The sequence below is a fragment of the Spiroplasma endosymbiont of Dactylopius coccus genome, assembly GCF_977110965.1.
Genome location: NZ_OZ373019.1, coordinates 1393917 through 1407585 on the forward strand (window position 1 = coordinate 1393917; position 13669 = coordinate 1407585).

Genomic DNA, 13669 nt, shown 5'->3' on the forward strand with positions numbered 1-13669 from the left:
TTTTAAAATATTTGATTAATTTTTAATACAATTTTTACTATAATAAATATAATTAAACCAGCAACAGCAGAAGATAATAAAACTCCTATTAAACCTAAAATAATTTTTATTATTTTAAAAAACATAATATTATTCCTGCAATTCTTGTAATTTTCATAAATTACCACCACTAATATTCATGTCTTCTCATTTAAAAACATCAATATTTTCATTTCTTGAACATAATAATTGTAATCTTCCACCCTCTTTTATATAAGTACTATATACTGTTACAGTTTGTGGAATACCAGAACCTAACGAATAAACAAAATCAGTAAATGTATAAATATCTGGTAATATTATTTTTTGTTGTCTTGGATTTAAATTAAATCATATACGATATAATTTATTTTCTTTACAATCATATCTAATTTCTTGATTTTTTATACCAGTAGTACTAATATTAAAGGCTACATCTTTTCATTTACCAATTTTTAAATCTTTTATTTTTTTAATTAATTCATTAATAGCACCAGCAATAGTTTTATCACTAGTTTCTAAATTAGCAATTTCAGTACCAAAAGTATTGAGAACAAAAGCATATTGAAATTGTGTTTTATCTATTTTATCTTCTAATTCTTTATCTACTTCTTCTTTTTTATAATAATCAGTTAAATCTGGGATATTTTTATTTAATGTTCTTAAATTAACAGCATCTTGTGGTTGTGTAGGGTCTGCTATATAAACAATTCTAGTATTATTTGAAGTAATAATTCTTTTTTCTTTAGGTTGAATAATATTAGGCGAATTAGGGTCTATTAATCATAATGATTCACCACTACCACCAGTAGCACTAATAGTATTAGTTTTTTCATCAATCTTAATATTTTCACCAGCAATTAATTTATCTTGTTTTTTATCTAATAAATTATTAGTTTCTTGTTTTGTATAATAATCACGTTCAGTATCTTCTTCTGCTATAAATTCAGTTGGTGTATCTATTCCTTGATATTGATATATTTCTTCTATACCACCAATTAAATTAATTTTTCCACGTTCAGGATAAGAATTACCGCCACCACTAAATTCTTTCTTTTTATTGTTATAGTAAATCGTTCCGGTATTTAAAATTATTTTATTTTGGATTTGTTCACTATACGTCATGGAATCAACATTTAGCAATTCAAATTCATTAAAAACATTATTTAAATAAATTTTAATTACTTTATAAAATTTCATAAAGTTATTTTCTGTTGAATATTGATAACTGATTTTAATAAAATATCATTTAAATATTTCTATATTATTATTTTCAACTTTTTTTCATAAAGGACTAGTTTCAATATTAAATCAATTATTTTTAACATCATTAATATTTTCATTTGCTTTAATTAATTCAGTATTTAATTTGGTAATTTCATTTTCATTAGTAATAATTCGTTTTTGTTGTTTAGCAGAAAAATCACAAGTTGGTGCATGCGTATAATCACCAATTTGTGGATTATTTTGTAATGCTTCGGGTGGTAATGTACCAATTTCATCAGGTCAATCTAAAATCATTGTTTCAGTTTCTTTATCATAATCAGTTGCAACATAACCTTTATTAACAAATTTACTAACAGGACCTCTATATATTTCATTTTCATTATCATAAACTAAATCATCATATAATTTAATTTGTTTTGATAATGTAAATTCTTTTTGCTGTTCAATTAATTCATCAACTTGATTTCTAGTATAAAATGCTTTTAAATCAATTTTTTCAACATCTATTTCATCATCATTATAATTTGATAATATTTGTTTTAATTCTGTTAGTCTTGCCAATATTTTCATTCTACTTGGTGCTAAATCTCAAACATTAATTGTAGGAATACTATTTGCACTAAATTGACTACCATTATTAAACTGAATAGTAGCATCAACATTAAATTCAATTGGTGTACGATTAAATACTCAATGTTCAGCGGTTACAAAAACCATATCTCTTAATGTTTCTTTAATTAATTCATCTTTAAAACTATCAAAAGGAAATTTAGATAAAATAAAACCAAGATAAGCATTAATATCATTTTGAGCACGAATAGCAAAAGTTTTAAATCAATCATTAACATTTGGTCATGTTTGTATATATTGCTGTGGTGTTTCTGTAATTTTTCCAGTTAATGGATATCAGTTATTATAATTTTCTAGACTGACACCAGTTCAAAGTTTATTAATCATATTTTATCATTCCTTAAAAAATGCTTTTTTATAATGTTTAGTTTTTGTTTTAGTTTTTCTATGTGATATATGTATAATTTCTTTTTGTAATTTCTTTTTATCTTTTTTTACAACTTGACTATATGCAAATTTTTCTAAATGATGTAATAATCCAGTACCAAATACAGTATTTACTGAAAATTTTAAACCAACACTTTTAAATGATTTATTAATATTTTCAATAGGATTATTAATAACATTTGCTACTTTATGATAAGTTCTTACGATTCTAAATATTTCTCTATATACTTTAAAACTATCTCTAATTATTTGTTGAACAACCGGCGGAGCAAATGCTATTGCTTTTAATCATTTATTTTGATTAACTCCATAACCAATGTATCAACCACTATATCAACGATATCAATGGAATGGATGTATTTGAGCAACAAAAGTTTCTGCTTTAAGAATACTATCAACAACTGTAATTGGTTTATATTTAGGATTACGATAATAAATAGTAATTGTACATTTATCTAATGATAAAGGTTGAATTTTACAACCCATAAATACTGGTGAATTTAATGGAATTAATTGTGCATGTTTAATTGCTCTTTTTTCTGCACTAGTAAATAAATCAGTTGCTTTTTCTTTTAATTTTTTAATTTTCTCAAATGCTTGCTTTTCTAACTTTTCAAATTTTTCTTGTAATTTATATATACTTTCTCATAATTTTTCAAAATATGATGTATTTTTTCAAAATTTATTTAAACCTTTTTTTAAATAAAATCTAAGAACCTGTTTAGGATCTTTTTAACTTATTTTTGATTAAATTAATATCATAAATGTTATTTTATAGTTGAAAAATAAATTTTTAATCGATAAGTTGTCAAATGATAAAATCTTTTTAACAAAAAAATGACAAAGAAAATAAAATGTTAATTAACTGTCAGGTTAGAAATAATTATTCCCTTTTTTAGTTTAATTATGTTTAAAAGATTCCAAACAGGTTCTAATATCCAAATATTTAAAAATTTTATTTGCATTTAAAACAATCTTATGAATTGAACTTTTTTTAAAATTAAATTTAATAGCATTAGCACGAATTTTTTGTAAATCTAAAATTAAAGTTTTTCCATATCTATTTTCTGTATGTATTGTATGAACTAAATTTAATCAATCATGTTGATTCATAGATAGTACTTTTTTTAAATCAGTATTATATTTTTTTAAAAAATTATTTGCTTTTTCAATATCTTTAATTTTAAACTTTGGAGTTAATTGAGGACTTAATTTTGTTAATGTATTTTGTAATAATAAGTAATCTTTTAACTCTTGTGCTTCTAATTTTTGAAAATTATTTTTATATTGTCTTTCAGCAACATAACCTAAATCTCGTAATACTGTTTCACGATTAGGAGTAAAACTATAATTCATTAAATAACGTTTATTACCAATAATTTTATCTGTTAAAATTTCTTTTCCACTTACTTGACTTATAATTTCTTGTAAGTTTTTTGCTTCTTTAATTCCAACTTGTTCTAATGTTTTAGTTTTTTCTGCTAATTTAATAAATTTAGTAGTACGATAACCACGACTAATTTTATTAAGTCCAGCAAATGCAGGAAGTATATTAAAGAAAGTATTTAATTTTGTTACATTTCCTTTTAAATAATCATAAACTTGATTAATAGTAAAATCAGTTAAAAACTCTACACCAACAGCACTAATACTAGCAATTAAATCACTTGCACCTAATCCAAGTGCTACGCTTTCACTTAATCCACCAGTAAAAGGAGCAAGTGCTACTGCTATAACTTGTACACCAATCATTTCTAAAATTTCTCATCAAAAACTTTTATTTTCTTGTTGGTTACTTGTTCTAGTATGTTTTGGTTTATTTATGTTTAAAAGTATTGCTGTACTAGTTGTACCGATTGGCATGGTATTAATTTCCTTTATTTAAGAGTTATTTTAATTGGATTTGTTGTTCCTTTATAATTTAAGTCATTAACATTTGCAGTAATAGTTATATATAAGTCACCTGCTTTTTGTTTTTGATTACTTACATTAGTTTTTCCTTGTGCGTCACTAAAATATTTAATAGTTGGATTTGTTAAATTTGGATTTAATGATTTAAGTTCATTAGTACTTTTTATTTGTGTATTTAATTCACTATTATTGTTATTAACATTTGCAGTAATATCAGTTGTTAAATTTGTAATTTTAGTTTTTAAATCGGTTTTATCAGTATTAATAATTCCACATGCCATTCAACGTGATGTTGTTTCATTATTAGAAATATAAGGTATGGCTTGACCTGTAACTTCTCCACCAACTAAATACATTCTTCCAACTTTACCATCTGCCACTTCTTGAACATAAATAATTGTATCTTGCAACATATATCTTTTCATTGCTCTTGGTGTTGCTAAAACAAATGACATAATTTCATCATCATTTTTATCATTTTTAAAAGTCATATAGTCATCCATTACAATTTGACATAAAACACCTTTAATATATAAATCATTACCATTTAATCTTAATTGTTGTGCAATTTCATTATCAGTAATTAAACCTTTATTATCTGCCAAATAAACTATACTATCATAAAGAGAATTAGTAATAAAGAATCTACAATTTGCAATATTTCTATATTGAAATAATGTATTTCATGCCCCCAACATTGCTTCTACATATTTAATTGCTTGTGCTTTTGGTTCTGTTGATTTTTCAATCATAAATTTAATTGCATATTTTGCAATTACATTAGTATTGTTATTAGCTAAATAATCTGCTAAATCATTAGCGACTTCATATTGCATACTTTGTAATAAATTTTGACCATTTTCTGCTAATAAATCTTTTGCTGCAATTGTTTCGCCAGCAACGGCTTCTTCTGTAATTTCTTTAATAATTTTATCTGTATCAGCATATCCAACATCTATTCTTTTACTTTTATCATTTCATTGAAGAACTTTAACTTTTGGGTCTTTTGGTTTTTTAACTATAAATTCAATTCTTGTTGAATTAACCATTTCGATAGGAAAAAAACTTGCCCACGGACTATTTGATTGTTTAAAAAATTTTATAAATTCTGGTGCTTCTACTAATTTTTCGGTATTATCTAAATTTTGTTTGAATGGTACTGCCATTTTTTATTTTCCTTCCTTATAATTTATTTTTATTTTTATAATCCAATAAAGTACTTTTTATTGAATTTGGTTGATTTGTTATTATTGTTTGTGGTTTGCCACCTGTATTAATTGTTTCTTTAAATACTGGTTGTTCTTTAATCATTTTTTTAATAATTTCTTCAATTTTTGAATTTTCTAAATTATTAGTTTTAAATTTTAAATAATCATAAAATTAATTTTTAACTTGATATTTTTTAAATATATTAATTATTTCTTTTTCTTTAATTTCTTGATTAAGTTTATTTAATTTATTTTCTGCTTCATTAACTTTATTTTCTATTTCTTGTGAAGAAGCATTATTTTCAGTTAAAGGTTCAGTTGTTTGTTGAACATTATTTTCATTTTCTAACATTTAACATTCTCCTAATCTTATCCCAATAATCAATCTTTAACTAATTGTGGCATTTCACTTATTAGTTTTTTATAATCATTAACAGCATTTTCCAATATTTCAATATCATAAAATTTAAAACAATTATCAATATGTAAATCAAAATCTCTATCAATACTGATATCTTGTTTTCTATATTTTTCATTAAATTCAATTTTTGTCATATTATTTTTCTCCTTTATTAATTTTTTAGTTTAATTTTTCTAATTTTTTTTGGTGTTTTATAATTTTGTTATTTGCTCTAACATGTTTTGGAGTTGTAATAAATCTTTTTAATAAAACAATAATTTCTCTGCAAATTAATGTTCCAACACTTGTTCCAATAATTATTAATTCATGTAAAAATTCTTTCATCTCAATATTTTCCTTTCAATTATTTATTTTTTAATTATTCATCAAAACCACCATTAATTCTTTTAATCATTGATTGTGAATTACTTATAATTTTTACTAATACAGATATTTCTTTATTTAATTGTTTCATTCTTTCTTTATATGATTGTATTTCTTGATTATAATATTCAATTATTTTTTCTTTATTCATTGCTTTTCACCCCCTTTATAAATTCATGTGATTATAATCTCAAGTTAATGAAGCATTATCATTATTTAATGGTACTTCGCTCATATTATCACTACCATATTGACTGGTTGTTTCACTATTAATTGAAAATCTATTATCATTAATTAATCTTGAAACTTCATTTGTAAATGTTGTTTCTTGCATTTCTTCATTATGATGTGTAGTTTCCATTGGTAAAAGATTATGTATAATCTCACATGCACCAGCAATAATGGTAGGTACTGCATAAGCATTATTAAAATCATTATTTATACCCATAGCAACACCACTTGATATTAAACATCCACCAGTAGCCATATTACAAATCTTTCTTATTGCTTCAAATTTATTAGGTATTAATTCAGTTAATCCACTAATAAGATTTGAAATACCATAAGCATTTAATGAAATATAAGTATCTCAATCCATTAATGACTGATGTTCTTGTTTATTTAATAGTAATCATGGTGGACCTTGTGTAGTTGTTGTTGTAGTTATAGGAATAGATGTTGTAGTTGTTATTGGACTTTCAGTTGGATTAGGAATAATATCTGTATTAATAAATTTTGCATAATTTACTAATCCAATTGTTCCTAATCCTAATAATATTTTTTTAGAACTATTAATTAATTTAGTTTTTACACTTGGCATTTGGTTTAAATTTCATATATCTAAACCTAATTTTTACCAAATAATAAAATATTAATTGAACCTAATACTGGATTTGCAATTACTTGACCATAATAAGCACTTGTACCAATCATTGCACAAATTGGACTTATACCAATTCTAATTAATTTAGTTAAAGTATAATTATTTGTTTCCATTTTATTCTCCTTTAATTTCTAATTTTTTAATTGTTACTTTAATTCAACCTTGATAAACATCATTATCACCAACTATTAATGCAACATTACTTTCTGGGTCAGAAACAATTATGTGTTTTGATTTAACATTTGGATATTGTCTTAAAATAATTGCTCTAAGAACCTGTTTGGAATCTTTTAAACATAATTAAACTAAAAAAGGGAATAATTATTTCTAACCTGACAGTTAATTAACATTTTATTTTCTTTGTCATTTTTTTGTTAAAAAGATTTTATCATTTGACAACTTATCGATTAAAAATTTATTTTTCAACTATAAAATAACATTTATGATATTAATTTAATCAAAAATAAGTTAAAAAAGATCCTAAACAGGTTCTAATATCATTACTTGTATGAATTGCTTTTGGAAATGGTGATAATATTTCAATTTCATCTTTATTTTCAAACAAAGTAGGTAATATTATCATTAATTATTTCTCCTTATTTTTAATTTGATTAGCAATTTCACTTAATATTTTTAATACTTTATATTCATTTTTTAATTCTTTAATAATAAATATTAAAAATATTATTAGTGTTATGCTTGTTATTAATATTGGTACTATTAATAAAATTTTTCATAATATCATTTTTTTACTCTTTTCATTTTTTAAATCATTTAACATTAATTGAACAAAATGCACGATTTTTAGGAATATTTAAAGTATTAAAAATTTGACCAGTTACTAAAATTTCATCATTTTTGTTTAATAAAATACATCGTTTATAAAATTTTGGGTTATTAAAAATTAAAGTAACATAGTTTAATCCATTTCATTGACCTCTAAGAACCTGTTTGGAATCTTTTAAACATAATTAAACTAAAAAAGGGAATAATTATTTCTAACCTGACAGTTAATTAACATTTTATTTTCTTTGTCATTTTTTTGTTAAAAAGATTTTATCATTTGACAACTTATCGATTAAAAATTTATTTTTCAACTATAAAATAACATTTATGATATTAATTTAATCAAAAATAAGTTAAAAAAGATCCTAAACAGGTTCTAACACTATAATATAATTCTTTATTACCTTTTTCGTAATATTTTGCTTCAATAGTATTACTTAGTTTTACTGTTAATTTGACATAATTTGCTTTTTCTTTCATGTTTATAATTTCCTTAAATAATTATCAAAAATTAATATTTTTTTATGATTTTTTAAATAATATTGAATATGCTTATAAGCATCTTGTTCATGTTTTGTTAATTTTATATTTCCTTTATAATTTGTTATTTTATTTTTATTTTTTGGGTGGTTTTCTAGATAATCTCAGTTGAAAACATCTTGTACTAATACCATTAATGAACCAATAATTTTAGGAGTTGCTAATGGATTAGTTAATAATTGGGGAGCGTGGCGAAGATGTCGGTAACTAAAAAGTTTTAAAAATAGCTCCTTTCTTTTTTTACCCTTGAATTAAAAATAAATTACAAAAGACGAGAATAAAAATCTTGTCTTTTTTTTGTAATTGTAAAATTTTAAAATTTTTATTATTAACACTCTTTAAATATCTACTACACGCAGTGACCAAGTAGGAGAAAGTTAATAATTAATAACCCTCTTTAACGCTATTATCAACACGTGTTAGGGAACTAAAAAAGTGAACTACAACACAGTTGTTAAAAATAGTAGCTAGAGCATGTGGACTTGCATGAATAAATAAAAAGTGGAGTGATACCTAATAAAATATACTAACCATTAATGGTAATTCTTGGGGTGGGAGCGAATTGGAAACTAGTATATATAGACCTGTTGTAGGGACCTATTGTATTAATTCTATTCTTTATTTAACCAACCTTGCCACTCCCCAGTGAGCAAGTGTTGGTTTTATTTTTTATTTTTTTTGAAAAAATTTTTGGGCGAGAAAATAAATTTCAAACTTGTAAAAAAAATTGAGCGGTGCCGGTTCAATTAAAATATTAATTTGTTTAACACAAATTAAATAAATATTGAATCGAATGCCTCAATGTTTTTTAAAATTTCACAATTTATTTTTGAGCCCAGAATTTCTGGAATGAATAAAACTAATAGTATTAATAATATAAAAATCAAAATATATATTCTTTATGCTAGAAGCAACAGAATATATTAGAAAGAATTATTATGAAAAAGTATTTTTGTTGAACATGTAAACAACATAAATTAGATTATTTATTCTTTAATACTAATGATATAAAAACAAGAAAATATTTTTTAAGAGATAAAAATAGTAAAGCAATTTGTTATGACTGTATTTTAAATATTAGGTTAAGTAGGAGGTATAAATATGGATAAACAAAAATTAATTAGTTGATTAAATTTAATTTTAGATAGTGATATAGAACAATATAATAAAGAAAAAGACATATATTATTTAAATAAATTAAAAGGTTCAATTGATATTATTAAAATTTTAATTAATAAAATACAATGCAGAGAATTTGATTAATAATGAAATATGAATTAATTATTGGAATTGACCCTGCTGGTATTGGTAATAATGGAATTGTTATATATTCAAATGAAACTAATAATATTGTTTTTAATGAAACATTCAATACATTAACTGTTTTATGAACTAAAAATATTTATAAAGAAAAATTTCAATTAATTAAAGAAAAATTTATTGATAAAAAAATATTAGTTATTGTAGAAAATTTCTTTTTAAATTCAAAACAATTATTAACTAATCCATTAGCAACTCCTAAAATTATTGGTTCATTAATGGTATTAGTACAAGATGTTATGAATTGAGATTATCTAGAAAACCAACCAAAAAATAAAAATAAAATAACAAATTATAAAGGAAATATAAAATTAACAAAACATGAACAAGATGCATATAAGCATATTCAATATTATTTAAAAAATCATAAAAAAATATTAATTTTTGACAATTATTTAAGGAAATTATAAAAATGAAAGATAAAACAAATTATGTCAAATTAACAGTAAAACTTAGTAACACTATTGAAGCAAAATATTACGAAAAAGGTAATAAAGAATTATATTATAGTGTTCGTGGTCAATGAAATGGATTAAACTATGTTACTTTAATTTTTAATAAACCAAAACTTTATAGACGCTGTATTTTATTAAACAAAAACGATGAAATTATAGTAACTGGTGAAATCTTTAATACTTTAAATATTCCTAAAAATCGTGCATTTTGTTCAATTAATGTTAAATGATTTAAAAAATGAAAAGAGTAAAAAAATGATATTATGAAAAATTTTATTAATAGTACCGATATTAATAACAAGTATAACACTAATAATATTTTTAATATTTATTATTAAAGAATTAAAAAATGAATATAAAGTATTGAAAATATTAAATGAAATTGCTAATCAAATTGAAAATAAGGAGAAAAAATAATGAATAGATGTACATTTAGTCAAACTACTAAATTTACTAGTTTAATACCACCACATGATGAAAATTTTGAACAAATACAATGTGAAAATATAACAGAAGAGCAATTTGATGAATATGGTAGAGCATACTGTAAAGAACATAGAATTAAAGTTGATGAAATTAATAAATCAAGACATAAAAATTGTATTAATAAAGAAAAATTACTTGAACATATTAAAAATATAAATTTTAAAGGAATTTTTGGTTTATTAATTAAAAAAATAGAAAACGGAGAAATTAACTAATGACTAATTGTAAACATGAAGATGTAAGCATTGAATTAATATTTCGTTGTAATGATTGTTTAGCTGTTCAATTTCAACATCCAAAAAATAATAAGGAGAAATAACTAAATGAAAATGTGTAATGATTGTAAAGAAAATTATAATTGACCAAATTGTCAAAATTGTTTTAAAAATAATGATAATAAAAACTAATAATTGAAATATAACAATATCAAATCATGATGAAGCAGATAGTTTATTAATTGGTTGATATTATTTAAATAAGGAGAATAAATAATGAATAAAGAACAATTAATTAAATATTTAAATCAATATTATAAAAATATGGAAACTGATAATGAATATCACTTTATGGAATTTAAAAATGAACAAGATAAATATACACATTACGGGATATTATTAGCAATTAATACTATAAAAGAAAAAATAGAAAATGGAGAATTTGACTAATGATAATATTACCTACTTTGTTTGAAAATAAAGATGAAATTGAAATATTATCACCATTTCCAAAAGCAATTCATACAAGTAATGATATTAGAGCAATTATTTTAAGACAATACCCAAATGTTAAATCAAAACACATAATTGTTTCTGACCCCGAAAGTAATGTTGCATTAATAGTTGGTGATAATGATGTATATCAAGGTTGAATTAAAGTAACAATTAAAAAATTAGAAAATTAAAGGAGAACAAATAAATGCAAAAAGAAAAAATTAAAATTAGAAATTATGAATTTGAATTAAATTCTTATGTAGTAGATTCCTTATTAGATGTTATAAGAGAACTGATAAAAACAAATAAAGGAGATTAAATTATGTTAGATGAAATTTTACAAGTCATTTTTGATAAAGCAGATAAAAAAGAGTTAATCGATACGATAGAAAAGTTAATTAATGTTACTAACAATCGTTCAGAAACAAAAAAATGACTTATTATAAATTTTGATAAAACTAATTATGTTTTAGAAAAATTATTGAATATGAACGGAGAAATTAAATAATGCCAAATATAGAAAATCAATCAAATTATACATTAACTAAATTAATTAGAACTGGTATAAGTCCTATTTGTGCAATGATTGGTACAAGTGCTTATTATGGTCAAGTAATTGCAAATCCAGTATTAGGTTCAATTAATAGTTTATTATTTGGTAAAAAATTAGGTTTAGATATTTGAAATTTAAATCAAAGACCAAATACTAAAACAAAATTAATTAATAGTTCTAAAAAAATATTACTAGGTTTAGGAACAATCGGTTTAGCAAATTATAGTAAATGAACAGAAAATAATATTAATCCTATTATTCCAACAAAACCAACTCCAATAACTACTACAACTACAACTGAGGGTCCACCATGATTATTGTTAGATAAACAAGATAATCAGTCATTAATGGATTGAGATACATATATTAGTTTAAATGCTTATGGTATTTCAAATCTTATTAGTGGATTAACTGAGTTAATACCTAATAAATTTGAAACAATAAGAAAAATTTGTAATATGTCAACTGGTGGATGTTTGATTAGTACTGGTGTTGCTATGGGTATAAATAATAATTTTAATAATGCTTATGCAGTACCTACCATTATTGCTGGGGCATCTGAAATTATTCATAATTTATTACCTATGGAAACAAATCATCATGTTGAAGAAATGCAAGAAACAACATTTAATAATGAAACTACAAGATTAATTAATGATAATAGATTTTCAATTAATAGTGAAACAACCAGTCAATACGGTAGTGATAATATGAGCGAAGTACCATTAAATACTGATAATGCTTCATTAAATTGAGATTACAATCACATGAGTTTATAAAGGGGGTGAAAAGCAATGAATAAAGAAAAAATAATTGAATATTATAATCAAGAAATACAATCATATAAAGAAAGAATGGAACAATTAAATAAAGAAATATCTGTATTAGTAAAAATTATAAGTAATTCACAATCAATGATTGAAAGAATTAATGGTGGTCAATTTGATGAATAATTAAAAAATAAATAATTGAAAGGAAAATATTGAGATGAAAGAATTTTTACATGAATTAATAATTATTGGAACAAGTGTTGCAACATTAATTTGCAGAGAAATTATTGTTTTATTAAAAAGATTTATTACAACTCCAAAACATGTTAGAGCAAATAACAAAATTATAAAACATCAAAAAAAATTAGCAAAATTAAATGAAAAAATTAATAAAGGAGAAAAATAATATGACAAAAATTGAATTTAATGAAAAATATAGAAAAAATAATATCAAAATTGATAGAGATTTTGATTTAGATATAGGAAATTGTTTTAAATTTTCTGATATTGATATATTAGAAAATGCTGTTAATGATTATAAAAAACTAATAAGTGAAATGCCACAATTAGTTAAAGATTGATTATTGGGATAAGATTAGGAGAATGTTAAATGTTAGAAAATGAAAATAATGTTCAACAAACAACTGAACCTTTAACTGAAAATAATGCTTCTTCACAAGAAATAGAAAATAAAGTTAATGAAGCAGAAAATAAGTTAAATAAACTTAATCAAGAAATTAAAGAAAAAGAAATTATTAATATATTTAAAAAATATCAAGTTAAAACTGAATTTTATGATTATTTAAAATTTAAAACAAGTAATATAGAAAATTCAAAAATTGAAGAAACTATTAAAAAAATGATTAAAGAACAACCAGTATTTAAAGAAACAATTAATACAGGTGGCAAACCACAAACAATAATAACAAATCAACCAAATTCAATAAAAAGTACATTATTGGATTATAAAAATAAAAATAAATTATAAGGAAGGAAAATAA

General features: G+C 22.2%; 30 protein-coding genes. 14 read left to right on the forward strand and 16 right to left on the reverse strand.

What is annotated here, in order from left to right:
* Positions 1–2 precede the first annotated feature (2 nt).
* The 16 genes from ACXUB0_RS08690 to ACXUB0_RS08765 form a co-directional block, all read right to left on the reverse strand.
* On the reverse strand, positions 3–125 hold the full coding sequence (locus ACXUB0_RS08690) for a hypothetical protein (protein WP_255495889.1): 123 nt from the start codon (positions 123–125) through the stop codon (positions 3–5).
* Positions 126–129: 4 nt separating this feature from the next.
* Positions 130–2202, reverse strand: a complete 2073-nt coding sequence (locus ACXUB0_RS08695; protein ID WP_458258417.1) for a hypothetical protein — start codon at positions 2200–2202, stop codon at positions 130–132.
* 3 nt (positions 2203–2205) lie between these two features.
* On the reverse strand, positions 2206–2748 hold the full coding sequence (locus tag ACXUB0_RS08700) for a hypothetical protein (protein WP_458258418.1): 543 nt from the start codon (positions 2746–2748) through the stop codon (positions 2206–2208).
* A 414-nt stretch (positions 2749–3162) separates the two neighbouring features.
* Positions 3163–4125 carry a hypothetical protein gene (locus ACXUB0_RS08705; protein WP_458258419.1) on the reverse strand — a complete coding sequence of 321 codons (963 nt, stop codon included), beginning with the start codon at positions 4123–4125 and terminating at the stop codon, positions 3163–3165.
* Positions 4126–4139: 14 nt separating this feature from the next.
* Entirely contained in the window at positions 4140–5339 is a 1200-nt protein-coding gene (locus tag ACXUB0_RS08710) for a hypothetical protein (protein ID WP_458258420.1), read from the reverse strand.
* 16 nt (positions 5340–5355) lie between these two features.
* The gene (locus ACXUB0_RS08715; RefSeq protein ID WP_338987885.1) at positions 5356–5484 is read right to left on the reverse strand and encodes a hypothetical protein; all 129 of its coding nucleotides are present in this window, start codon (positions 5482–5484) and stop codon (positions 5356–5358) included.
* 69 nt (positions 5485–5553) lie between these two features.
* A complete protein-coding gene (locus tag ACXUB0_RS08720; protein ID WP_458258421.1) occupies positions 5554–5733 on the reverse strand; it encodes a hypothetical protein in 180 nt (59 codons plus the stop codon).
* 17 nt (positions 5734–5750) lie between these two features.
* A complete protein-coding gene (locus ACXUB0_RS08725) occupies positions 5751–5936 on the reverse strand; it encodes a hypothetical protein (RefSeq protein ID WP_458257870.1) in 186 nt (61 codons plus the stop codon).
* Positions 5937–5961: 25 nt separating this feature from the next.
* Positions 5962–6126, reverse strand: a complete 165-nt coding sequence (locus ACXUB0_RS08730) for a hypothetical protein (protein ID WP_458258422.1) — start codon at positions 6124–6126, stop codon at positions 5962–5964.
* Positions 6127–6160: 34 nt separating this feature from the next.
* Positions 6161–6316, reverse strand: coding sequence for a hypothetical protein (locus ACXUB0_RS08735; protein ID WP_458258423.1), 156 nt, complete (start codon positions 6314–6316; stop codon positions 6161–6163).
* A 15-nt stretch (positions 6317–6331) separates the two neighbouring features.
* Entirely contained in the window at positions 6332–6985 is a 654-nt protein-coding gene (locus ACXUB0_RS08740; RefSeq protein ID WP_458258424.1) for a hypothetical protein, read from the reverse strand.
* 26 nt (positions 6986–7011) lie between these two features.
* Entirely contained in the window at positions 7012–7161 is a 150-nt protein-coding gene (locus ACXUB0_RS08745) for a hypothetical protein (protein WP_458258425.1), read from the reverse strand.
* Between the two features lie 335 nt (positions 7162–7496).
* The gene (locus tag ACXUB0_RS08750; protein ID WP_458258426.1) at positions 7497–7631 is read right to left on the reverse strand and encodes a hypothetical protein; all 135 of its coding nucleotides are present in this window, start codon (positions 7629–7631) and stop codon (positions 7497–7499) included.
* Between the two features lie 3 nt (positions 7632–7634).
* On the reverse strand, positions 7635–7793 hold the full coding sequence (locus tag ACXUB0_RS08755; RefSeq protein WP_174480107.1) for a hypothetical protein: 159 nt from the start codon (positions 7791–7793) through the stop codon (positions 7635–7637).
* Between the two features lie 374 nt (positions 7794–8167).
* Positions 8168–8314: a hypothetical protein gene (locus ACXUB0_RS08760; RefSeq protein WP_458258427.1), complete on the reverse strand. Its 147-nt coding sequence runs from the start codon at positions 8312–8314 to the stop codon at positions 8168–8170.
* A 2-nt stretch (positions 8315–8316) separates the two neighbouring features.
* Entirely contained in the window at positions 8317–8508 is a 192-nt protein-coding gene (locus ACXUB0_RS08765) for a hypothetical protein (RefSeq protein WP_342267048.1), read from the reverse strand.
* Between the two features lie 967 nt (positions 8509–9475).
* Here ACXUB0_RS08765 and ACXUB0_RS08770 point away from each other — a divergent pair.
* The 14 genes from ACXUB0_RS08770 to ACXUB0_RS08835 all read left to right on the forward strand — a co-directional run bounded on the left by ACXUB0_RS08770 (position 9476) and on the right by ACXUB0_RS08835 (position 13656).
* Complete coding sequence (locus ACXUB0_RS08770; protein WP_458257487.1) at positions 9476–9637, forward strand: hypothetical protein; 162 nt, start codon at positions 9476–9478, stop codon at positions 9635–9637.
* Between the two features lie 2 nt (positions 9638–9639).
* Positions 9640–10104, forward strand: coding sequence for a hypothetical protein (locus tag ACXUB0_RS08775; RefSeq protein WP_458257488.1), 465 nt, complete (start codon positions 9640–9642; stop codon positions 10102–10104).
* Positions 10105–10106: 2 nt separating this feature from the next.
* A complete protein-coding gene (locus ACXUB0_RS08780; protein ID WP_458257489.1) occupies positions 10107–10400 on the forward strand; it encodes a hypothetical protein in 294 nt (97 codons plus the stop codon).
* A 4-nt stretch (positions 10401–10404) separates the two neighbouring features.
* Positions 10405–10566 carry a hypothetical protein gene (locus tag ACXUB0_RS08785; RefSeq protein ID WP_342266587.1) on the forward strand — a complete coding sequence of 54 codons (162 nt, stop codon included), beginning with the start codon at positions 10405–10407 and terminating at the stop codon, positions 10564–10566.
* Positions 10566–10850: a hypothetical protein gene (locus tag ACXUB0_RS08790; protein ID WP_458257490.1), complete on the forward strand. Its 285-nt coding sequence runs from the start codon at positions 10566–10568 to the stop codon at positions 10848–10850. The genes ACXUB0_RS08785 and ACXUB0_RS08790 overlap by 1 nt, the downstream gene beginning before the upstream one ends.
* A gap of 121 nt (positions 10851–10971) precedes the next feature.
* Positions 10972–11127 carry a hypothetical protein gene (locus ACXUB0_RS08795; RefSeq protein ID WP_458257491.1) on the forward strand — a complete coding sequence of 52 codons (156 nt, stop codon included), beginning with the start codon at positions 10972–10974 and terminating at the stop codon, positions 11125–11127.
* Positions 11127–11300, forward strand: a complete 174-nt coding sequence (locus ACXUB0_RS08800; protein ID WP_458257492.1) for a hypothetical protein — start codon at positions 11127–11129, stop codon at positions 11298–11300. The genes ACXUB0_RS08795 and ACXUB0_RS08800 overlap by 1 nt, the downstream gene beginning before the upstream one ends.
* On the forward strand, positions 11300–11536 hold the full coding sequence (locus ACXUB0_RS08805) for a hypothetical protein (protein WP_174480108.1): 237 nt from the start codon (positions 11300–11302) through the stop codon (positions 11534–11536). Before ACXUB0_RS08800 ends, ACXUB0_RS08805 begins: the two co-directional genes overlap by 1 nt.
* A 131-nt stretch (positions 11537–11667) precedes the next feature.
* Complete coding sequence (locus ACXUB0_RS08810) at positions 11668–11853, forward strand: hypothetical protein (RefSeq protein WP_458257529.1); 186 nt, start codon at positions 11668–11670, stop codon at positions 11851–11853.
* On the forward strand, positions 11853–12677 hold the full coding sequence (locus ACXUB0_RS08815) for a hypothetical protein (RefSeq protein ID WP_458257528.1): 825 nt from the start codon (positions 11853–11855) through the stop codon (positions 12675–12677). Before ACXUB0_RS08810 ends, ACXUB0_RS08815 begins: the two co-directional genes overlap by 1 nt.
* 15 nt (positions 12678–12692) lie before the next feature.
* Positions 12693–12851 carry a hypothetical protein gene (locus tag ACXUB0_RS08820; RefSeq protein ID WP_458257360.1) on the forward strand — a complete coding sequence of 53 codons (159 nt, stop codon included), beginning with the start codon at positions 12693–12695 and terminating at the stop codon, positions 12849–12851.
* A 34-nt stretch (positions 12852–12885) separates the two neighbouring features.
* Entirely contained in the window at positions 12886–13074 is a 189-nt protein-coding gene (locus ACXUB0_RS08825; RefSeq protein WP_458258428.1) for a hypothetical protein, read from the forward strand.
* 1 nt (position 13075) lies between these two features.
* Positions 13076–13261, forward strand: coding sequence for a hypothetical protein (locus ACXUB0_RS08830; protein WP_458257413.1), 186 nt, complete (start codon positions 13076–13078; stop codon positions 13259–13261).
* A 17-nt stretch (positions 13262–13278) separates the two neighbouring features.
* Positions 13279–13656: a hypothetical protein gene (locus ACXUB0_RS08835; protein WP_458257496.1), complete on the forward strand. Its 378-nt coding sequence runs from the start codon at positions 13279–13281 to the stop codon at positions 13654–13656.
* Positions 13657–13669 lie beyond the last annotated feature (13 nt).